The organism is Pedobacter cryoconitis, from assembly GCF_014200595.1.
GTDB lineage: Bacteria > Bacteroidota > Bacteroidia > Sphingobacteriales > Sphingobacteriaceae > Pedobacter > Pedobacter cryoconitis_C.
This window is the reverse complement of the sequence record NZ_JACHCG010000002.1, coordinates 299,529-321,176: the sequence shown is the minus strand read 5'-3', so window position 1 is coordinate 321,176 and position 21,648 is coordinate 299,529. Positions and strand designations below refer to the sequence as shown.

The window sequence follows — 21,648 nt, the reverse complement described above, 5'->3', positions numbered from 1 at the left end:
CTTAGAATTTAAGATCAATGCCCAACAGAGCAGTTTTATAAATAGGAACATTTTTGTCTGCAAGACCATCGATCCCTACCTCCGGGTCGAAACTGATGCGCTTGTCTTTGATATAAGTGAACAGGTTATTCGCTCTGAAATAAACCTTTGCACTAGCCAGATTAATAGATCTGATCCATTTAGCCGGTAACTGGTAACCCAGAGAAACATCACGCAGGCGGATATAATCACCATTGTAAAGAAAACGGGAAGAACCCTGACTGGAAGCCCCGGACTGTGTTCCTGTAAATACAATTTTAGGCTGATCAGTGATATCACCCGGATTACGCCACCTGTGCTCATAAGTATAACGTGTCATCCTTGTAGTCGGTGTGAAACCACCTGATCCGTCAGAAAAGCTTGTCGCTCCGTAATTGTCATAAACTTTGTTTCCAAAATTAAAGTACAACTGGAAGCTCAGAGAGAAACCTTTATAAGTGAATGTATTGGTTAATCCACCAAAAACCTTTGGTAAAGCACTTCCCTGGTTAAACTGGGTTGCAGAACCATAGTTATTAGTGGTTTGTGATTTGGTCCCATCTGTATACCAAAGTGCTTCTCCATTTGCAGGATCTGCACCAGCATAACCTACCATATACAACTGGTAAAAATCACCTCCAACAAAACGATTATAATTACCGGAAACAATCGGGCTGTTTAAAGCCGTGATCTTATTGTTCATGGTAGAGATATTGAAATTAGTTGTCCAGCCGAAACCGTCACTTTCAGACTTCACGTTGATACTGTTCAGCTCTAATTCCAATCCACTGTTTTTCATTGCACCAATATTATCGGTATAACTCGTTAAACCGTTGGTTGCTGAAATAGGTCTGCTTAACAATAGGTCTGATGTAGTACGTGTATAATATTCTACAGTACCAGTTAACCGGTTTTTAAGGATTCCGAAGTCCAATCCGATGTTAAATGGCTTATTTTTCTCCCAGGTCAGCCGGTTATTTCCATAATTGGAGAACTCCAGACCCGGTGCATTGTCATAATCAGAGCTTTTGTATAATGCTCTGGAAACGAAATTACCAATGTCCTGATTTCCATTTACCCCGTAACTTGTACGTAACTTAAGGTCAGAAATCACATCCTGTCCTTCCATAAAATGTTCACGGCTGATGTTCCATGAACCACCCAGCGACCAGAAATTACCATACCTGTTATCAGAACCAAATCTGGAAGAACCATCCCGGCGTACAGAAGCACTCAGGTAATATTTTGATTTATAATCAAAGGATGCATTAAAAAATGCGGAGTTAAGTGCATTTGAAGTCGCATTTGAACCTCCGCTAACTAATATCGAAGCATTGTCCAATGTATAAGTATTTGGCAGGAAATTACGTTTGGTTATACTGTTACCAACTTCATTTACCTTCTGAGCTTCATAACCTACATAAGTTTTAAGGCCAAAATCGCCCAGTGTTTTATTGAAACGTAAAATAGTCGTATTTACCCAGTTCGAAGAACGTCCGGTACCAGCTGTAGCCCTGCCCCCATCTGTACGGGAAGTACCTACTCCGGATTTATTGTAATCGGTTGTTTCTTCATAAACAAAATTGATATTCGACTGATTCTCTATGGATAACGACGGTAACAATTGGTATTTAGCCAGAAAATTACCCAGCATTCCATAAGAATTACTTCTGCTGAAGCTTTCTTTAACCTGAGCTACCGGATTATACCTGTTAAAATAACTAAAATCATAAGTACCATCATCATTATAAGCCTTTAACCAAGGTTGATAAATAGAATACATCCGTACTGGATTTCCAAATGTACTGCCATCTGCCTGTGTTTGGTTTTTACGGTAATTGACTTGCAACCCACCAACAAAAGAAAGATTTTCTGTAGCCTGGTTACTTAATTTTAAATTAGCCGTACTGCGGGAAAACTCACTGCCAAGCAATGGGGCTTTCGCTACATAATGACTTCCGGAAACATAAAACTTAGTTTTTTCTGTTCCGCCACTTGCAGAAAGATCGTATTGATTATAAGTTCCTGTGCGGGTAAGCAGGTCAAACCAATCTGTATTTACGTTAGGATCAACAGCGTTATCAACCAGTGCTTTATCAAAAAGAGCAGCATCATTTCCTTTATTTACCCAACCCTCTTTTAAGAGTTCCAGCATTTCTTGTGTATTTAAAGATTGATGCCCTTTGATGTTCGTTACATTATTCGCACCGAACTGTGCCGAAGCATTAATCACCGTCTTTCCTGCCACTCCACTTTTTGTAGTAATCAGGATCACTCCATTTGCAGCCCTTGATCCGTAAATAGAAGCAGCAGACGCATCTTTTAAAACCGTTACCGATTCCACGTCAAAACTATTCAGACTGCTGATCAGACCAGATTCCAATGGAATTCCATCCACGACATACAAAGGCCCGCTACCAGCATTTACAGAACCAATACCACGAATCCTGACATTAGGAACAGCGCCAGGCTGCCCTGAACCATTGGAAGAAACTAACCCGGCAACATTTCCCTGTAAGCTCTCCTGAATACTTACGCGGGGGCTTCCATTGATCAGATCTGACTTTAATGTTTTAGCAGATCCGGTAAAAGAAGACTTCGTTTGTGTACCATAGGCAACCACCATTACTTCATTTAAACCCTCATTAGATGGCGTTAAAGTAATGTTTTTGATGACATCATCTTTTTTAAGATCAACAGTGGCCAAATATTTCTCATACCCTATAAAACTTGCTGTCAATACATATTGACCCGGTTTTGAAAGGTTAAAAACATATTCTCCACTAGTATTGGTTTGTGCACTCTGCTTAAAATTCTCAGCACTCAGCTGGATGCTGACACCGGGTAACGGCATTCCTTTTTCATCTAAAACTTTTCCTTTAAGCACCGTAATCTTGTAATAATCTTCATTACCGCTTAAAACCAGGTCAGTTCTTTTCAGCAATACATTATTTCCAACGATCTTAAAAGTTAAAGGCAATACTTTGGTACATTCATTTAAAACTGTTTCTATAGAAGCCGTTTTAACATCAATAGACATTCTGATTCCACGGATATCATGGGTATCATAAAAAAAGACATAACCAGTTTGCTTTTTAATAGACTCCAGAATCCTTTCTAAAGAAACATTTTTTTCCTTCAGGCTAATCTGGCTGTATCCCTTTGCACTGGCTTGCATCAGGGCCAGAAACAACAAGATTGTGGTCAATTTCATAATGAGCAGTAATTTAGGGGGTAGCCATGTTCTGGACATAGCTCTGGTAATAGCATAAAAATTCATACTTTTGTGAGGTTGGGTTAATACAGTAAATTCTCTAAAATTTGTTTCTCCCGGATCTTTGCCGGGATGGGTTAACTCAGCTTATTCCGCAGTTGTGCTCCAACACTTCTGCGGTTTTTTTATAAGTTACCTTTCAGATGATCAATGCGCTAGTAGTCTTCTTTTCATAATGTTTGAGTTTTTTGGTGAGTTTGGCTGGTTATTTACAGGTTATAGTTTTATTTAGTCACGGTAATTTTCTTACCGTCAATTCTGAAATGCACTTTAAAAAAGCTCAGGATATCCAGTACCTCTGAAAGGTTTATATTCCGGTGGATCTCTCCGGAAAACTGTCTTCCCGGAAGATTTCCTTCATAGCTTACTTCTACATCGTACCATCTGGCCACCGAACGCATTACAGTTTGCAGGTCTGCATCTTTAAAGCTGAACATTCCATTTTTCCAGGCAATCGCCTCTTCTGTATCACCAGGATTGACATTCAGCTGATTCCCCAGTAAAACAGCTTGCTGTCCGGGTTTCAGGAAAACGCTTCCGCTGGTCCCTGTCTGCGCAGTTACTTTAACTGCTCCTTCCAGTAAACTGGTTTTTACAGCTTGCTCATCAGCATAAGAATTGATATTGAAATGTGTACCCAACACTTCTACAGTCTGGGTTGATGAGCTCACACTGAAAGATTTGGCCGGATGTACCTTTGCGACTTCAAAATAAGCCTCACCAGTTAAACTCACCCGGCGTTCAGTGCCGGTAAATACCGTAGGATAGCGTAAAGATGAGGCTGCATTCAGCCAGACTTTAGTTCCATCAGGTAAATTAACTTGATATTGCCCGCCTTTAGGCGTTGCAATCGTGTTCATCGCAGTTTGGCGCTCACCACCAGTGCGGGCTCCCTGATCAGCAACAGTATAAACGAGCTGGCCATCTTTAGTTTTCGTAATAATAATTCCGGCCTGTTCGGCAAGCTGACCATTATCTGCTCCGTCTAAAGTGATTTCCTGGCCATTAGCCAGTGTTAAAGTAGCCTTATTACCTCCGGGTAAAATTTGTGGTGTATGTTCTTTTTGGGCTAATGAAGCTGGTTGGTGTGTAACAGGATTGAAAAAGTACAAACCGGCAGAAAGCATCAGCAGTACTGCCGCAGCGCCTGCAATACGAGGCCATAATTTACGCTGAGGTTTTTCATGAACAGGTAATCCAGCCCAGATCCGGTCTGTAGCCTGCTCCAATTCATCAGCGGTCAGCGGATCAGCCGTTTCCTGTTCAAATTTCAGATACCATGTTTCTACAATTGCCTTTTCGGCAGCTGTACAGTTTCCTGACCGATATTTCTCTAGTAATTCTTTTGCGTCCATGAGCTTTAACCGCTTATTACAACTATAGACGGTTAGCTCAGGTACAGGGCGTAAAAGAAAATGAAAATAATTTAATAACCGGCGATGTACAGCAGATAAACGAAGATTCCCAATTTGCTCCTGAGGACTTTCAGCGCATTGTTCACATGTTTTTTGACTGTCTTTTCAGAAAGCTCTAACTTCACTGCAATCTCCCGGTGCGAAAGATTGTCCTTTCTGCTTAACTCAAACACTTCCCGCATCTTTGGCGTTAATTCGCCAATTTCTTTTTCAATGAGAGCGGTCAGTTCATTTTCCCTGACCCGGTGGTCTGTGATCGCTTCGCTTTCATTTATAAAATGCTGAAGCGAGGTCATGTAAGAAGAGGCTACTTTTTTGTGAGAGATAATATCAATCACGCGATTGCGGACTGCCTGGTAAAGATATCCCGAAAAATGTGTTTTTAAAACCAGTTGTTCTTTTTTAACCCACAGCGCGGCAAACAATTCATGAACCACATCATCCGCTTCCTGCTGATCCCTAAGCCGGTTATAAGCATGGATATACAATAAGCCCTTATATCGATTGTATATTTCGGTAAAAGCAGCTTTATCACCATCCTTCAGAAGGGCAACTAAATCGTAATCAGCTAAAGTTTTATAAGAGGCCATAATTAGAATCAACCCGTGTTTTATGGAAGATCCCGGTCAATATTAAATAAATTTTATGTAAAAGCTTTAAGCTTTCCATGTAATCAAATTGTTAAGACCGGGATAAACCATTGAAATTGACTTACATTAACCTCATTTGAAAAATGGGTTCACCCTGAAATACTGACCATCCTGAAAACTCACTGCATAGTCAGATTTAAAATGAGTACTCTTTAAATAATAGTCGGTGGTAATGATCTGGGCTCCTGAAGCACATGCTGCATCAAAAGCAGAACGGTCATTGCGACGCGCCTCCTGTGTATCAGAATCTGCACGGGTACGGATAATATATCCTTTTTTAACTAGCTGAGGGATCATTGGATCTTTGGCATTGTTGATGATCATCATGCCAGCTTCAGGTCTGCCAGCTGCTGCATTTACAAATAACACCCTGTTTTTGAGTGAAGGATGTCCTTTGATATAAAGTTCCATTTTCTCCCCTTTCTGGTCAAGAATGAAGAGGAACTTTCCTCTTGCTGCTGAAAGTAAAGGCCAGTTATCTTTTGAAACTGCGGCTTCCAATGTTTTATAATTTCCTCTCACCACATCTGGTGTGATAATCTTATCCTTGCCAAGCCCATCAAGCAGTGCCTTGTCCAGCTGATCAAATGTTTCTGCTGTAAACTGTTCAGGATCACTGAAGCCCTCTCCTTTTATTTTATCGTCTTTAGCCTCCAGTGTGATAAATATGGGCGTGTGGTCCGGATGTGCATCCGACCATTTTCTCAATTTCGAAAGTCCACCTTTCAAGGTCAGAAAATCACTTCTAAAATCCAGATCCTGAATATGAAAAACTTTAAAACCCGGTGCACCCATCTCTTTTTCTACATCGTAAGGAGCCTGATCTTTTGCCCAGTCCAGTCCCCGGGGATGTGCGTACTTCCCTCCTTTTACATCTGCATACACATCAATTTCAAGATTTCTTAATCCCAGATCAAGCTGCTGGGTTACGCCGATATGTTCATAATCTATCTTGCTGGCCGATACAGAATCTTTTTTTCTAAATATTCCGAACAAATGTGGATCAATCGCTTTCTTATAACTGTTATGTGATCCGATAACCTGGATCTTATTAATTGGTAAATTATCTCCATCTTTTGGTATCAATAGCGGAAATATGAACAATAGCAATGCGCTGGAAACCGTCTTTATCATAGGTCTTAAAATAAGAACAGCCGGATTTCTCCGGCTGTGTAAAAGAATTAATATCCTGGATTTTGTCTTAAATTAGAATTCAATTGCAGTTCAGTTGCAGGGATTGGATAAAGTCTCCTCGTAGCATCTTTATTCATCGAAAGTACATCATTTTGCAAAGGATATTCCTTTTCAAACAAACCATAACGAATCAAGTCATTCCTTCTCCAGGCTTCCCAGCTCAGCTCTCTTGCTCTTTCGTCCAATAAGGATTCTAAATCAACGCTTGTTGCTGCTTCTGCACCTGCTCTTGCCCTGATTTTATTCACTAAGATAAGTGGTGTCTGCATTTCTCCATTCACTGCCGTTGGCGAAGCACCACGCAAAATAGCTTCTGCTTTCATCAGCATGACATCTGCTAAACGTAAAAAAGGCATGTCATTACCGTTCAAACGTGTAGCTTGTATCGCATTCACGTCCGGCCAGTATTTAACTGAACGGATTCCTTTCGCCTGATCAGCTACGGTATTTCCCACATCCATTGGTTTACCTGGTTTAAGGATCAGATCACGTGTCAATACAATTTGTTGTGTCGTACCTGCAATATATACTGGCTTTGTCAAGTCAGGTTTTCTGTTTGCATCTGGTGCAAATTGGGGCCCAACCAACCAAAAACTTTTTCTGATATCATTCGCCAGATTAAAGCGGTCATAATATTCTGGTGTTGTACTCATAGAGATACTAAAACCTACTCCCGGTATCCCGTAAGCAGCTGCCAGTGCAGGATAGAATCCGAACCTGGTCATCTGGTTACCCGGAATCTGCTGATCATAAGGAATAGCAAATATTGTTTCCGTGATTTGAGGGCCGTTGTTGACATCAAAAATATCAGAATACTTAGGGTCCAGCTGATAAGTTGTATTTTTCATGACACTATCTGCCATCGCTACAGCATCCGCATATCTAGGTTTCCCAGTGTAAACCTGTGAATTCAGATACATTTTAGCCAGCAAAGCGAAAGCTGTTCCACGTGTTGGTTTTCCATAAAGCAACTTCTGATTCGCTCCTGTTTTCTGAGGTAAACCAGGAATAACCGCCAGCAATTCTTTCTCGATAAATTCGAATACTTTATCTCTGCTCGTTGTACCAGGCAAAGCACCCGCTTCTACCGGAAACTTATCGATGATAGGGATATTACCATAAAGATCCATCATTAAAAAGTAGTACAATGCCCTCATGGTTTTTATTTCTGTTACTCCGGAAGCTTTTTTCGCATCAGATACAGAAGAGGCATTGGTCACAGAAATTAAGCGGTTACAATTGTTAATCCCTCCAAATCCCCATTCCCAGATTGTTTTCACGTTAGGATGATCAAATGTCCAGGTATGGTAATGTAACTGTCTATATTGCCCGCCATCATCAAAATTCCCGTCTCTTGCCGGTAAGATTGCAGCGTCAGTTGACATTTCCTGCATTCTGAAATAAGGTACCCCAAATTGAGAAGAAAGGTTTGAATACATCGTTCCATACAAAGCCGCGTAATCAGCGTCAGTAGTAGGAAAGTTATCTTTTACATATTGAGATTCCACTTTTACATCCAGTTTTGTGCAGGATACAGTGGCTAACATGGCAGCAAATGCCGTCGTTAATAAAAATATCTTTTTCATTGTTCGTTGAAATTAGAATGATGCGTTAATACCGAGACTGAAGGTGCGGGTCTTAGGGTAATAGTTGTTATTATCAATACCAGGTGTTAAACCTCCGATGTTAATCTCAGGGTCAAGTCCAGTGTATTTGGTAATTACAAATAAGTTGTTTGCCGTCACATAAAGTCTGATCGCTTTAATTGTCTGTACTTTTGGTTTGATAGTATAACCTAGCGTAGCATTATCCAAACGTAAATAAGAACCACTTTCCAGATAACGGTCAGAAATCAGGTAAGCATTTCCATCATTGAATGATTCACCTAATGTAGATCTTGGAATGTTCTGTAATTTAGCATCAGCAGGTGTATTCAAACCAGCCGCAGTAGCGTTTAAGATCTTATTGCCCAATACACCACGTACAAGGAAACTGAAATCCAATTTTTTATAGGTAAAACTGTTGCCCCAGCCATAGATATATTTTGGCTGCGCATTGCCTGCAATCTTGGCATCAGATGTTAAAGGCTGAGTGGAAATCGTTTGTCCGGCTGCATTGACATAAGTACTTACCCCTGCGTCATTCTTACCTGCATAGTTCCAAAGTTTGAAAGTTCCCAATGCCTCACCAGGTTGTATAATCTGACTATAATTTCCCGATTGTCCTTTACCACCTAATACTGCGGTCTGTATATAAGAGATTTTGTAGAAATCATCTGACAGGGTTTCCACTACGTTTTTATTGTGGGCAATATTTGGGGAAGTGTTCCAGCTAAAATCCTTTGTCTTTACAACCAATGCATTTAATGATAATTCGATACCTGTATTTTTGATTTTACCCACATTGGCGGTAATGGTAGGCAGGAAAAATTGAGTGGTAGAAACGGCATATTCAGAATAGATCAGATCAGACGTTTTTTTGATATAGTAATCTACTGAACCTGTTACTCTGTTCCCAAATAAACCAAAATCCAAACCTATATTGGTAGTTGCAGTACTTTCCCATTTCAAATCCGGGTTCTCATTTCTTACCGGGCCAATTGCATTGCTGATCACTCCATTATTCAGGTATTTACTGCTGGTTGCAGGTGTTCCATAAACCAATAAAGCAGAGAACGCATCAAAACCAAGACTATTTCCTGATTTACCATAACCAGCTCTTAATTTCAGATCACTGATCACAGGTACACTTTTCATAAAATCTTCTCCAATAATTCTCCATCCGGCAGATACCGCAGGAAATAATCCCCAACGGCTATTGATACCGAAAGCAGAAGAACCGTCTTTTCTCAAAGAGGCCTGAAACAGGTATTTATCTTTATAGCTATACTGTGCTCTTCCGTAAAATGAGATTAGTCTCAAAGTAGAAATTGGCGAATTGGCAAATGTAATTTGCGAAAGTAAGGATGGGTTAGATAAAAAGATATTGTTTGCGCCCAGGTTATCATTCGAGAACCCTTGTGTAGTTACACCGAAACCATCATTAGTCCGGTCTTCTTGCCACGAATAACCAGCCAGTAATTTCAAACTATGCTGACCAAATATTTTATCATAGTTAAAGTATCCTTCTATCACTTCAGATTTATTCAGTACATCTGCTTTGATAGCCTGTCCGTTTACTCCTCTGGCAAGTCCAGACTGACTGTTTAAATAAGAGCTTGCATTATTCTGATCTTTTTGTGTAGATAAACTTGCTGTAAATTTCAAACCTGATAAGATGTTCACTTGTGCCATCCCATTGATCAGGGTTTTATTGTTCACATTTTTGATACTGTTATTGTCTACAATTGAAAGTGGGTTTCTTGTTCCGCTACCCGTTCTGTCATAGTTTTCTTTATAAGTTCCGTCCGCATTGAAGGGGCTTACTGTAGGTAAATAGAACAACATGTTGGAAAGTGCCTGAGTTTGATAAATATCATTACCAGTAGTAGCACTGTTGGTGATCGTCAGACCTAATTTCAGCCTGTCATTAAAGAAACGCTGATTTACATAAGCACGGACAATCGTTCTTTTTAAAGATGTGTTTTTCAGGATTCCCTGGTTGTCGAAATAATTGACACTTGCACCGTATTCGGAAGATGCACCAGAACCGCCATAAGACAAGTTATGATTTTGTGAATAACCAGTTCTTTCCAGCAATTTTTGCCAGTTGGTATCAGATCCATCATCATCAATCGGGTTTAACGTTTGCTTATTGTCTTTCAAATACTGACGTAATTCTGGCCCGCTCAGCATATCATATTTCTTAGATACACTTTCCACTGCCCCATACCCACTATAAGAAAGTCTGGATTGCCCTCCTTTGGATCTTTTGGTCGTAACAATAATTACTCCGTTTGCAGCTCTTGAACCGTAAATAGCCGTAGAAGAAGCATCTTTTAAAATGTCTATACTTTCTATATCAGCAGGGGCTAACAAATCGATCGATGCGCCTGGAACACCATCGATTACATAAAATGGCTCTTGCGCAGCTCCCTCACGTAAAGTAGAAGGCCCTCTTAATATAGTAGATGGCTTTGCATTCGGGTCACCGCTTTTAGTGACATTTAATCCGGCTACCTTACCTTGCAGTAATTGCGCAGGACTAGTCATTACCCCCTGATTAAATTCTTCGGAATTTACAGAAGTTACTGCTCCTGTTAAATCCTTTTTGCTTGAAGTGCCATAACCAATCACAACTACATCTTGTAGCTGCTTGCTATCGGTAACGAGTGTAATGTTTAAGTTTGGATTACTACCAACAGTTACTTCTTTAGTAAGGGTTCCCAGCATGTTAAATACAAGAATGTCCTGCGGGCTGCTTACTTGTATAATAAAATTACCGTCCTGGTTAGTAGAGGTAGCTGATTTAGTTCCTTTAACCCTGACCGTGACGCCAGGTAAAGCGCCATTGTTTTCATCGGCTACTTTTCCTTTAATAACTCTGGTCTGTTGTTGTGCATAAGTACAGACTGAGATGGCCAGCATTAATAACAGCAAAAATATCTTTTGCTGAAAAGAATGGGTAACCACGAAAATTAATTTGTAGTTTTTTCTCATAAATGGTTTTATCTAAGCTTTAAAATTCCGCCAAAGATGTAGCTCTCAGTTTAATACGGATATACTTTGAAGTTATTAAATTGTTAAGAACAATCATAAGATGTTATTATTATGATAACATATGAATAACTTTTAAGTATTAATAAAGTCAGATAAATATTTAAGAGAATGAGGAAATTATGAAGTAAACAGGTTCTTTAAGCCTAAGAATTATGCTTACTCAATAAACCTTTTAGCTCATCTAACTGCTGCTCAAGAATCCTGCATTTTAGCAGATTTGTTATATATTCCATTGACAAACCACCGGTTTGTTCACTTGTCAATAAATCAAGTTCGTCTGAGACAAATCCTGACTTTGCATTGAATTCCACTATATCGAGAAATAAATCATTGTTTGCGCCCATGGTATGTGATAATATAAGTTTAAGGTTAAATAAGCTTTTCAGCTCTACAGATGAAAAGTAATTCAATAATGTCAACGGGTTTATATTATTACGGCAACTATAGATATAATTACGTGAAGTGCTAAAAAACGACAAATTTCCCTATCAGTAAGAAAGCTTTTTACCCGATTTCTAAAATTATAAAACTAATGCTATTATCCTTTGTTTAAGCCACTGTAAATCAAAACATTCACTTAAATTTTAAACCATGAAAAAATTAGTAATGATGATGTTGTTCAGCACATTCTGCTTCACAACATTTGCAATTGAAATGCCTTACCAGGATACAACAAGGCAAAAACAGGATACGACAAAGAAACGCATGGAGAAAAAGTCTCCGGCAAAGAAGTCTACAAAGAAAAAGGGATGGCCTGCAAAAAATGACACGCTAAAAAGAACTGATCCAAGACCAGATACAACAATGAGGCCACCTCAAAACCAGTAATTTAAGATGATTACAAAACTGAATGCAGGCTGGTAAGCCTGCATTCAGTTTTTACCGGCAATTTGCCTTTTATAAGTTATTTTTTATCCGGAACAAATTCAGCTGTTGCACCGAGTTCCTTCAGATAGTTAACAAGCCCTTTGAGATAGAGCAGATGGCCCTGATCAACTTCAATATCCTTTTGTTTACTTAAGGCTAAAGCCTGTTGTGGGGTTAATTTAAAATGCTCTTTCAAATAATGTACAATTTTCATCTTCTGCTGACCAATATCTCTGATTACAACTTTTCCGCTGATCCATTCTGAAAGATCTGCATCCTCAACATGATCATCTTTCTCTTCTTCTTCAATTGATGCATACATTTCCTTCCACAACTCAATAGTCAAATCAAATTTAGTCTCCAATAGCCGAAGTAATTCAGCTTTATCCTGATCAACTTTTTGTATGCTCAACAATTTTGCTGTGAAATCTTTTAAATCCTCAGCAACTTTAACCAGTTCCCAGCTTCCCGCACCATGCCATGAAAAATAGACTGGAAAACCCTGATCCTGCTCAGATAAATCCACAAAAAAAGGATCATTCATATCATTAGAACAGATTACATACCAGCTTTCTTTAAAATCCGAAGGCTTTGTGCCAGTTAAAATCTCACCAGTACCTTCAATGTATTTATACCCCTGTTGAAATTTCTCAAAAGTTTTGACTTCAGGATAATTCTGCGGAAGGTAAAGGTTGTCTGGTTCTATTTTCTTCTCTATAAATTTTTTAAGTTCCGGATGTAGTTCCATATCGCAAGCTAATATTTATTTCTATTAATCATCCAAAACAACGGACCGTTCTATATTGATTTGTTTCAAAAAACAAGTATCATGAGATACGACCAGTAACGTCCCTTTATATTCATTAACCGCATTAGTTAAAATCTCAATATTCTGTATGTCCAGATTGTTTGTTGGCTCATCCAGAATAATCATATCCGGTGATTGCTTACTAATCGTTAAAGAACAGAGCATCAACCTCATCTTTTCTCCGCCACTTAATGCCTCACAAGGCTTGTCCCAATATTCTTTTGTAAACAAAAACCGGTTTAAACGGATCTTTATTTCATGCTCCTGTAATTCACCAGCGTTGTATTGTTCTGCCTGCTGATATACACTGAGTTTATGATCAATTAATGAATAATCCTGATCAATATAAATAGTTTTAACGTGAGCACTTTGTATACTTCCTGATACAGGCTGAAGCTCCGCCAATATCATTTTTATTAAAGTAGTCTTACCAGAACCATTCAGCCCTTTTAGCGTAATACGTTCACCACTACTGATCTGGAAATTCAGGGGTTGTTTCCAGATCAATTGATCACTGTACCCAAAATTGATATCTTTTGCAGTAATTAATATCTTCCCCTGGTGAAGCGTCGAATTATCAAACCCAATCTTCATTTGATCTATACCGGGCAGCGCCGCCCGCAACTGGCTAAGCTCCTTAGCAATAAAACCTATTTTTTCAATATGGGCTCCTTTTATTCTGGATGTACTTTTCTCTGCATTATTTCTAAGCGTATTCATAGCGATAGTTGGCACCCCAGCTTTCTCCTGCTTTTTCTTTCCCCTGGCATCCAGTTTTTGCTGTCGTTCTAAAGTATCTTTTGCTGTTTCCTTCGCCTTACGAAGCGCCTTTTCCTTATTGCTAAGCTCCTGCACCAAAGCTTCACTCTCTATCAATTTCTGTGCTGCGTAAAAATCATAGTTACCACCATACACAGCTATGCCATGATTACTCAACTCATAGACTGAACTCAGGAGGTTTAATAGTGTTCTGTCATGACTAACCAGCATTAAAGTATTTTTGGCCGACTTGATATAAGCATATAATATTTCCCTGCTTAAAGTATCCAGGTGATTGCTGGGCTCATCTAATAAAACTATCTCAGGACGATGAATACTGATGCCAGCAAGAAACACCCGTGTCTTCTGTCCACCACTTAGTGTTTCCATCTTTTGAGTAAGCTCCAGACCATCAAGCTTCCAATGTGCAAGCGCTTCTTCGCAGCGTTCTTCAATTGCCCAGTCATCGTCAAGCAAAGTCAGGTTTGTATCATTTGCCTTCCCATCAAGAATTTCCCGGAGTGCATTTAGTTTATCTGCGACCTGAAGGGCCTGAGCAACGGTATATGCGTTGAACTGACCAAATATTTGAGGCATATAATAAGGCTTCGAATCAGTCTTTATTAATCCTTGAGCAAGAGGTAATTTTCCAGCCAGGATTTTTAGAAGCGTAGATTTACCGACTCCATTATTGCCAATCAGTGCAACTTTATCGTGTTTATTTACAATGAGGTTGAGTGCAGAGAATAATATATCCCTGTTTGGATGCGCATAGGATGCGCCTTGAAGAATAATCATAATTCCTTTCTATAAAAATGAATAATTACAGAAACCTGAAGTCAGGCCTGTTTTGTTCCGAAAGAAATTAGCTCCTACATAGTGGATGTATTAATTATAAAGACAAAGGTAAGAAAATTTTACAACCCATAAGCTAAAGCCTTTTGTTTGATAAAAGCCAGACTGCCTTCGGCCAGATCCTGTGCATTATGTTTGGAAGGATGCCATAGATTGACACGCTCTGCCATCCCATCAATAGATGATGAAAAGTTTTCTAATACAAGTGCTCCATCATAGTTAATTTTTGCAAGGGCTTCAAAGAGCTCATCCCAGCTTACATTTCCTTCCCCTGGCATACCCCGGTTACTTTCTGTGATGTGCATATGTTTTAAATGCCCGCTGCTATAAATCACCGGATCCCGAAAGTTGTCTTCTTCGATATTCATGTGAAAAGTATCCAGATGAAGTGCCAGCGCAGGCGAACCAACCTGTTCAATTAAATCCAGCACATCAGCAGCACACGTGCATATATAACTTTCATAACGGTTAATAGGTTCCAGGCACATCGTTATCCCCAAACGACTGGCATAACCGGCAGATAAGTTTAATACTTGTACAAGAGTTTCATTTTCCTGAGCAGTCTTCACTGAACCTGAAAAAACACCAATGGCACTATGCAGCACGCCTGCAAGGATCGCGGATTCCAGTTCTGCGGCTTTATCAAGTGCTGATTTGATAGCTTCATACGCTTGGTCCGGATAAAAAGGAATGTGACAATTGGCAGGAAGATTAAATGAGCAGATTGCCTGAATATGGTGTTCCTGTAACTGTTTACGTACAGTTGCGGTATCAATATCCATCGAAGGAGGCAATAAGATCTCCAGTATATCAAATCCTGCTGCTGCGGTTTTTTGAATCGCATAAGCTCCTTCTGCGGCCTTCCACTCTGGTAAGATCCATGATAATAAAGATGCACCAAATTTTATCATATTATCTATTTCTGTTATAAGGTTAATCAGCAGCAAGCTAAGATATTTTTAGTAATTTATATAAGAAGCACCTTATTAACAAGCATATTAGCAGAACTGAAATGGATGAACTAACTTGGCTGATCAAGATCAAATTACTCATGAAAAATTCAGAATTAAAAGATATTAAAGAAAGATCACTGAAAATCAGAAGCCAGTATCATCAATTAGAACAACAACACCATGGCAGTGAGTGGTCTGTAGAAGAAGATGCATTAGCTTTCCTTACTGATGCAGGGTTGGTTGGAAGGTTAACCATGTCTCAGCAGGGGCGCTGGCCAAAAGGAGATCAGGCTATTCCTGAACTGGAACACAAATTGGGTGAATGTATCTGGTGGTTAACCGTACTGGCAGAAAGAATGAATATGGACATTAACGAGGTTACGGAGAAATTCCTGACGAAAACAGAAAACTTATTAGCACAGTAATTTTATATAAATGAAAAAAGGGTCTTAACAAGCGAATTGTTAAGACCCTTTTTTATAATAGAGCTGTATCCGGAAGCAGATTCGAACTGCCACGCCTTTTCAAGCGCCACCCCCTCAAGGTGGTGCGTCTGCCAATTTCGCCACCCGGATATCTTGTGAGGTGCAAATATATATTTATTCGCTATAATCAAGCAACTATTTTAAAAATTATAAATTTATAACCAATCCGTCATACCCCAGCCTGATATTATCCGGCAATTCCTGCTCCACATTTGCATGTTTCCCCATATTATGACTGATATGCGTTAAATAAGTCATCTCCGCGCCAATCTCCTTCGCAAAAGCAATCGCTTCTCCTAAAGTAAAATGTGAAATATGATCTTCAAGCTGTAAAGCATTCACTACCAACACCTTTGTTCCTTTTATTTTAGCAATTGTTTCCTGCGGAATAGTTTTCGCATCGGTGATATAGGTAAAGTCATTCATCCTGAAACCAAGTATCGGCAACTTATAATGCATAATCGGTAAAGGGATCAGCTCCGTTTTTCCGATATAAAAATTCTCAGTAGCAATCGTATGTACATTGATCTGTGGGATCCCCGGATAAACCTTTTCCGCGAAAATATAAGAGAACTCCCTTTTTAAAGCATCCTGAACTCTTTCCGTCGCGTAAATATCAATATTCTTCTGCAACAGATAATTGAAAGGGCGAATATCATCCAAACCTGCTACATGGTCCTTATGTTCATGCGTATACACAATCGCATCCAGATCCTTTACACCAGCACGCAGCATCTGGTACCTGAAATCAGGCCCGCTATCTATTACAATCGTCTTGTCGCCCGTTTCTATCAATACAGATACCCTCAACCGATTGTCCCTTGGATCATCAGAGTGGCAGACTTCACAATTGCAGCAAATCACAGGAATTCCCTGGGAAGTGCCAGTACCTAAAAATGTAATTTTCAAAAGCAGCTGGTTTATATGATCCTGTCTAAATTTAAAACAGATTCTAATGTAGTTCAAAAATAACAAAAAAAAGGGTTCAGACACTTAGTCCGAACCCTCATTTACCTTAAAGTATAATTACCGCAAATCAACTACTTCAACACCAGGATATTTCCTCGCATCAAACGTAAATGTCGATTCCGGAACTTTCGCATTGCCCATAAACGATTTTATGGTATACGTATATTTATTACCGTTCTTGTCCAGAATTAAAACATTAGACAGTTGCTTAGCTACTTTATCAATGCTCAACCGGATTTTAAAATAAGAAGTCTTTGAATCTACAGGCGATAAATCTATCATTTGATAAACCTTTGCCCCTACCTTCTGATCGCCAGTATAAAGATATTTAAACCCCTTTTCATACAAAGTAAACACCTTTGCAGGGTTTAATGCATCACTGCTATTATCCGCAACAGAAACCTGTACTTCCTTATCTTTTTTCAGATAAGTCCACTGGCTTTTACCATCACTGATCATATCCTGATCAGTCATGATCACTTTATATTTATTAGCAGCAGCTTTCGCAATCAAAGTCCCCTGCTGAGTTTCTTTTGCCTTATTCTGAGGGCTCTCCAGCGTAAAACTAAAATCTGCCTTTACAATATCATAAGATTTATATTTCTTGCTTACATCTGCTAAAATGGCCTTTGCTTTAACATCCTGCTGAGCATAACTACCAAAACTTATTCCTGATAAAATCAGTAACGCACCTAATATCTTCTTCATCTGCTCTTCTAATTATTTCTTCAGGCCGCTCAATAACTGTTCCAATTCATGCTCATCAAGCACTAATACCTCTCTTGCCTTACTTCCCTCAAAAGGGCCAACGATACCAAAAGCTTCCAGCTGATCAATAATCCTGCCCGCTCTGTTATAACCCAGTTTCATTTTCCTTTGTATCAGAGAAGTCGATCCCTGCTGATGCATCACAATCAGTCTGGCTGCATCCTCAAACATCGAATCACGATCATTCGGATCAAAATCAGACTTAGCAGACTCTGCCGCCTCATCCAGATATTCAGGCAACTGATAAGCCTCTGCATACCCACGCTGATTACCGATAAACTCAGAAATACGATCAACCTCAGGTGTATCTACAAACGCACATTGCAACCTGATCAGATCATTTCCGGTAGATAATAACATATCCCCGCGACCAATCAGCTGATCTGCACCACCACTATCCAGGATAGTTCTCGAGTCAATTTTAGACAATACCCTGAAAGCAAGCCTCGCCGGGAAATTCGCCTTAATTGTACCCGTAATAATATTTACCGAAGGGCGCTGCGTAGCCAATACCAGGTGAATCCCTACCGCACGCGCCAATTGGGCCAGACGGGCAATCGGTGTTTCCACCTCTTTACCAGCGGTCATCATTAAATCGGCAAACTCATCTACAATCAGTACGATATAAGGTAAAAAACGGTGTGAATTATTTGGATTCAGCTTCCTTTTGATGAACTTCTCATTGTACTCCTTCAGATTCCTGACCTGTGCATCTTTCAACAAATCATAACGCTGATCCATCTCAATACACAATGAATTTAAAGTATGGATTACCTTTTTAGTATCCGTAATAATCGCATCAGCCTCTCCCGGAAGTTTCGCAAGGAAATGTCTTTCGATCTTATTAAACAATGTCAGCTCCACTTTCTTTGGATCGACCAGGACAAATTTAAGCTGCGAAGGATGTTTCTTATACAACAGGGAAACCAGGATTGCATTAATACCGACAGATTTACCCTGCCCGGTTGCTCCTGCGACCAGTAAATGGGGCATTTTAGCCAGATCGGCAATATAAACTTCATTAGAAATCGTCTTTCCTAAAGCAATAGGCAGATCCATCTCCGTTTTCTGGAACTTTTCAGTATTCAGAATACTTCTCATGGATACCATCTCCGGATGCATATTCGGAACCTCTATACCAATAGTACCTTTTCCGGGCATCGGCGCAATAATACGGATACCCAATGCTGCTAAACTCAGAGCGATATCATCCTCCAGGTTCTTGATTTTTGAGATCCTGACTCCCGGAGCAGGAATAATCTCATAAAGCGTTACCGTCGGGCCAATCGTAGCCTTGATCTTATCGATCTCAATATTATAATGATTCAGTGTCTCAACAATTTTATTCTTGTTAGCCTCTAACTCGTCTGCATTGACAGAAATCTTGTTCGAACCGTAGTTCTCCAATAATTCTAAATGAGGATAAACATAACTTGACAGATCCAGTGTAGGATCATAATTACCAAATTGCTCTACCAGATCATCTGATTTCTTTTCCTCTTCAGTTTTCTGAATCGTTAGCTGCGGTTCCGGTTTAACTTCTTCAAAGATCAATTCCTTAATCGGCTCTACTGCCGGAGAAAGAATGATCGGTGCATTCATCACATTTACTATAGGTGCTTTTGGCACAATAAATTCCGGTTCCGGTTCAGCTTCCTTCTCTTCGAAACGACTTGGCGTCAATGTAATATTCTGCTGTTCTTTTTTACGTTCAGAAGCCAGCCTGTCATTTAAAGTGAACTCTATCTGATCAGGACGTTCTATATTTTCTTTCACTGCCACAGGCGATGGACGTTCCACAGGAGAAACCCTTTCCACAGGTTCTTTGAAGTCTGAGAAAGCATTTCCAGAAGCTTCAGGGATAATATCTTCCTCTTCTTCAACACGTACCCTTTCAGGGAATTTGAAGTCGATGTTATAAGCAATGATTAAAATCGTCAGTCCTAAAAAGGCAATCAGCCCGCCAACTCCGGTTACACCGACCTGGGCAACCAGTAAACGGTTAGTCCAGTAGCCAATTTCACCTTCCAGATAGTGTGGGGAATCAGCAATGAAAGAATGCAGGAACCCAAAAGTAAGCGATAGGAACAGCAGGAAAAACAAGCTGTAACCCAGTGTTTTTTCCAGTGTAAATATTTTGACCTTAAATAATAAGCGGTAACCGATGACAAAGAAAACAAAAACAAATAAAAAGGAAGCGACACCAAACCACTCATAGATAAACTGATGAGATAATAAGGCACCAAACTTGCCCAGCCAGTTTTGTACCACAAAAGGGATATTATGCTGCTGTAGTTCTTCTACTGTTTTAAAAAGATTGCTCCAGCCACCATTTGCATCAATTACATAACTATAATCTTCCTGCCAGGTAAACAGGTAGGAAGTGAAAGCCACAAGGAAATAGATGGATAGAACCAGGAAAAACAAGCCTGCAATTTTCAAAACCCTTTCATCCTGAAAATTCAGTGAAGGTATCCGTTCAAATCTTGCTCTTGGTTCTTTGGACGATGCTTTTGAACCTGGCTTCTCCCCGTATTCGTTTTTGAATGAATTAGATTTAAATTGGTTTCCCCTTAACGACATTTTTCGTAACTGTATTAATAAACAACAAATATAAAATATATAGTTGTATGACTTCTGTTATGCTGATTTATAACAGCACAATAAATTTATAAATCCCAAATCCGCTGTCTGATCCTTTTGATATAATGGCGGACATCTAAAATAAGCGCAGCCATGATATAAAAAACAATAGGAAAACCTACTGCCAGAAAAGAAGAATAGATAAAGAATAATCTGATTTTACTGATCGACATGTCAAAACGGTCTGCGATATAAGTACAGACCCCAAAACTTTGCTTTTCGAAATAGGTAACGATGCTCTGAAACATGCTTTTAATTTAATAACGGGCAGCTGCAATAATCATACCTCAAACAGGAGTCCTTATTTACACCAAAGCCAATAGCAATTTAAACATTTTTTCTCAGATCAAGATTTCTTTTTTATTGCCCGGAAACTTATAATAAACCTGATTTTTCAAGGATTACCTGCATTTCCTGCTGCAATTTTAAAGCCTCTTCCCTTGCTTTCTCCGCAAAATCTTCCCCTTTACCTGCATAAATAATCCCTCTCGATGAATTAACCAGTAAGCCACAGGTATCATTCAGGCCGAATTCACAGACATCTGCCAGACTTCCGCCCTGTGCACCAACACCAGGAACCAGTAGAAAATTATCTGGCGCAAGTCTTCTGATATTTGCAAACTCAGCTCCTCTTGTAGCCCCAACAACATACATCAGCTGATCACTGCTCCCCCATTTCGAAGATACACGGATCACTTCTTCATAAAGCTTCCCCTCTCCGTTTTCAAACAATTGAAAATCACTATGGCTTTCATTTGAAGTCAGCGCCAGTAAAATCACCCATTTGTCCTCATACTTTAAAAAAGGCCCTACAGAATCTTTTCCCATGTAAGGGGCAACAGTAATTGCATCGAAACTCATTCCCGATTTCTCAGCATTGAAAAAAGCATCTGCATACATCGCAGACGTATTCCCAATATCCCCTCTTTTCGCATCTGCAATGGTAAAAATATCTTCAGGAATATGAGCCCATGTTTTCAGTAAACTCTCCCAGCCTTTCAAACCTCTTGATTCATAGAACGCTGTGTTTGGTTTATACGCAACACACAGATCTTTGGTCGCATCAATAATTTGTTTATTGAATTCAAATATCGGATCTTCAAAACTTAACAGGTGTTTTGGGAGATTTTCCAATACCGGATCGAGTCCAACACATAAAAACGATTTTTTGTCTTGAATTTGTTCAAATAGTTGCTTCTTATTCATTTGGGCTTAGATTATGCGCAAATATGCCAAATTTTCTACAGCAATTCAGAGCCTATTTAAGATGAGTTTTGCACATAATTAAGTAAAATCTTTATAACAATTTTCGTTTTTACTTGGAGATTAGGA

At 39.4% G+C, this 21,648-nt stretch carries 17 protein-coding genes and 1 tRNA gene; 2 read left to right on the top strand and 16 right to left on the bottom strand.

What is annotated here, in order from left to right:
- Position 1: 1 nt before the first annotated feature.
- From HDE70_RS15315 to HDE70_RS15285, 7 genes are all read right to left on the bottom strand, one after another.
- Complete coding sequence (locus tag HDE70_RS15315; protein WP_183891149.1) at positions 2-3,232, bottom strand: SusC/RagA family TonB-linked outer membrane protein; 3,231 nt, start codon at positions 3,230-3,232, stop codon at positions 2-4.
- Positions 3,233-3,516: 284 nt separating this feature from the next.
- Entirely contained in the window at positions 3,517-4,647 is a 1,131-nt protein-coding gene (locus HDE70_RS15310) for a FecR family protein (protein ID WP_183891148.1), read from the bottom strand.
- A gap of 71 nt (positions 4,648-4,718) precedes the next feature.
- Complete coding sequence (locus HDE70_RS15305; protein WP_183891147.1) at positions 4,719-5,297, bottom strand: RNA polymerase sigma factor; 579 nt, start codon at positions 5,295-5,297, stop codon at positions 4,719-4,721.
- Between the two features lie 132 nt (positions 5,298-5,429).
- Positions 5,430-6,491: a phosphatidylinositol-specific phospholipase C1-like protein gene (locus HDE70_RS15300; protein WP_183868003.1), complete on the bottom strand. Its 1,062-nt coding sequence runs from the start codon at positions 6,489-6,491 to the stop codon at positions 5,430-5,432.
- Positions 6,492-6,538: 47 nt separating this feature from the next.
- Entirely contained in the window at positions 6,539-8,137 is a 1,599-nt protein-coding gene (locus HDE70_RS15295) for a RagB/SusD family nutrient uptake outer membrane protein (protein ID WP_183868002.1), read from the bottom strand.
- A 12-nt stretch (positions 8,138-8,149) separates the two neighbouring features.
- Entirely contained in the window at positions 8,150-11,149 is a 3,000-nt protein-coding gene (locus tag HDE70_RS15290) for a SusC/RagA family TonB-linked outer membrane protein (RefSeq protein ID WP_183891146.1), read from the bottom strand.
- A 203-nt stretch (positions 11,150-11,352) separates the two neighbouring features.
- The gene (locus HDE70_RS15285) at positions 11,353-11,553 is read right to left on the bottom strand and encodes a hypothetical protein (protein ID WP_183868000.1); all 201 of its coding nucleotides are present in this window, start codon (positions 11,551-11,553) and stop codon (positions 11,353-11,355) included.
- Positions 11,554-11,800: 247 nt separating this feature from the next.
- On the opposite strand from HDE70_RS15285, the gene HDE70_RS15280 reads away from it, so the two are divergent.
- Complete coding sequence (locus HDE70_RS15280) at positions 11,801-12,037, top strand: hypothetical protein (protein WP_183867999.1); 237 nt, start codon at positions 11,801-11,803, stop codon at positions 12,035-12,037.
- A gap of 76 nt (positions 12,038-12,113) precedes the next feature.
- Here the strand turns inward: HDE70_RS15280 and HDE70_RS15275 are convergent, their stop codons facing one another.
- The 3 genes from HDE70_RS15275 to HDE70_RS15265 form a co-directional block, all read right to left on the bottom strand.
- Complete coding sequence (locus tag HDE70_RS15275) at positions 12,114-12,824, bottom strand: hypothetical protein (protein WP_183891145.1); 711 nt, start codon at positions 12,822-12,824, stop codon at positions 12,114-12,116.
- Positions 12,825-12,848: 24 nt separating this feature from the next.
- Positions 12,849-14,441 carry an ABC-F family ATP-binding cassette domain-containing protein gene (locus tag HDE70_RS15270; RefSeq protein WP_183891144.1) on the bottom strand — a complete coding sequence of 531 codons (1,593 nt, stop codon included), beginning with the start codon at positions 14,439-14,441 and terminating at the stop codon, positions 12,849-12,851.
- 119 nt (positions 14,442-14,560) lie between these two features.
- On the bottom strand, positions 14,561-15,409 hold the full coding sequence (locus HDE70_RS15265; protein WP_183891143.1) for a sugar phosphate isomerase/epimerase family protein: 849 nt from the start codon (positions 15,407-15,409) through the stop codon (positions 14,561-14,563).
- Between the two features lie 101 nt (positions 15,410-15,510).
- On the opposite strand from HDE70_RS15265, the gene HDE70_RS15260 reads away from it, so the two are divergent.
- Positions 15,511-15,876, top strand: a complete 366-nt coding sequence (locus HDE70_RS15260) for a MazG-like protein (protein ID WP_260160909.1) — start codon at positions 15,511-15,513, stop codon at positions 15,874-15,876.
- A gap of 66 nt (positions 15,877-15,942) precedes the next feature.
- Here HDE70_RS15260 and HDE70_RS15255 read toward each other — a convergent pair.
- The 6 genes from HDE70_RS15255 to pyrF form a co-directional block, all read right to left on the bottom strand.
- A tRNA-Leu gene (locus HDE70_RS15255) sits at positions 15,943-16,026 on the bottom strand.
- Positions 16,027-16,083: 57 nt separating this feature from the next.
- Positions 16,084-16,845 carry an MBL fold metallo-hydrolase gene (locus HDE70_RS15250; protein WP_183867993.1) on the bottom strand — a complete coding sequence of 254 codons (762 nt, stop codon included), beginning with the start codon at positions 16,843-16,845 and terminating at the stop codon, positions 16,084-16,086.
- 117 nt (positions 16,846-16,962) lie between these two features.
- Positions 16,963-17,613: a LolA family protein gene (locus tag HDE70_RS15245; protein ID WP_183867992.1), complete on the bottom strand. Its 651-nt coding sequence runs from the start codon at positions 17,611-17,613 to the stop codon at positions 16,963-16,965.
- A gap of 12 nt (positions 17,614-17,625) precedes the next feature.
- Positions 17,626-20,256, bottom strand: a complete 2,631-nt coding sequence (locus HDE70_RS15240) for an FtsK/SpoIIIE family DNA translocase (protein WP_183891142.1) — start codon at positions 20,254-20,256, stop codon at positions 17,626-17,628.
- A gap of 86 nt (positions 20,257-20,342) precedes the next feature.
- Entirely contained in the window at positions 20,343-20,564 is a 222-nt protein-coding gene (locus HDE70_RS15235) for a PspC domain-containing protein (RefSeq protein ID WP_183867990.1), read from the bottom strand.
- Positions 20,565-20,691: 127 nt separating this feature from the next.
- Complete coding sequence (pyrF, locus tag HDE70_RS15230) at positions 20,692-21,522, bottom strand: orotidine-5'-phosphate decarboxylase (RefSeq protein WP_183867989.1); 831 nt, start codon at positions 21,520-21,522, stop codon at positions 20,692-20,694.
- Positions 21,523-21,648: the final 126 nt, after the last annotated feature.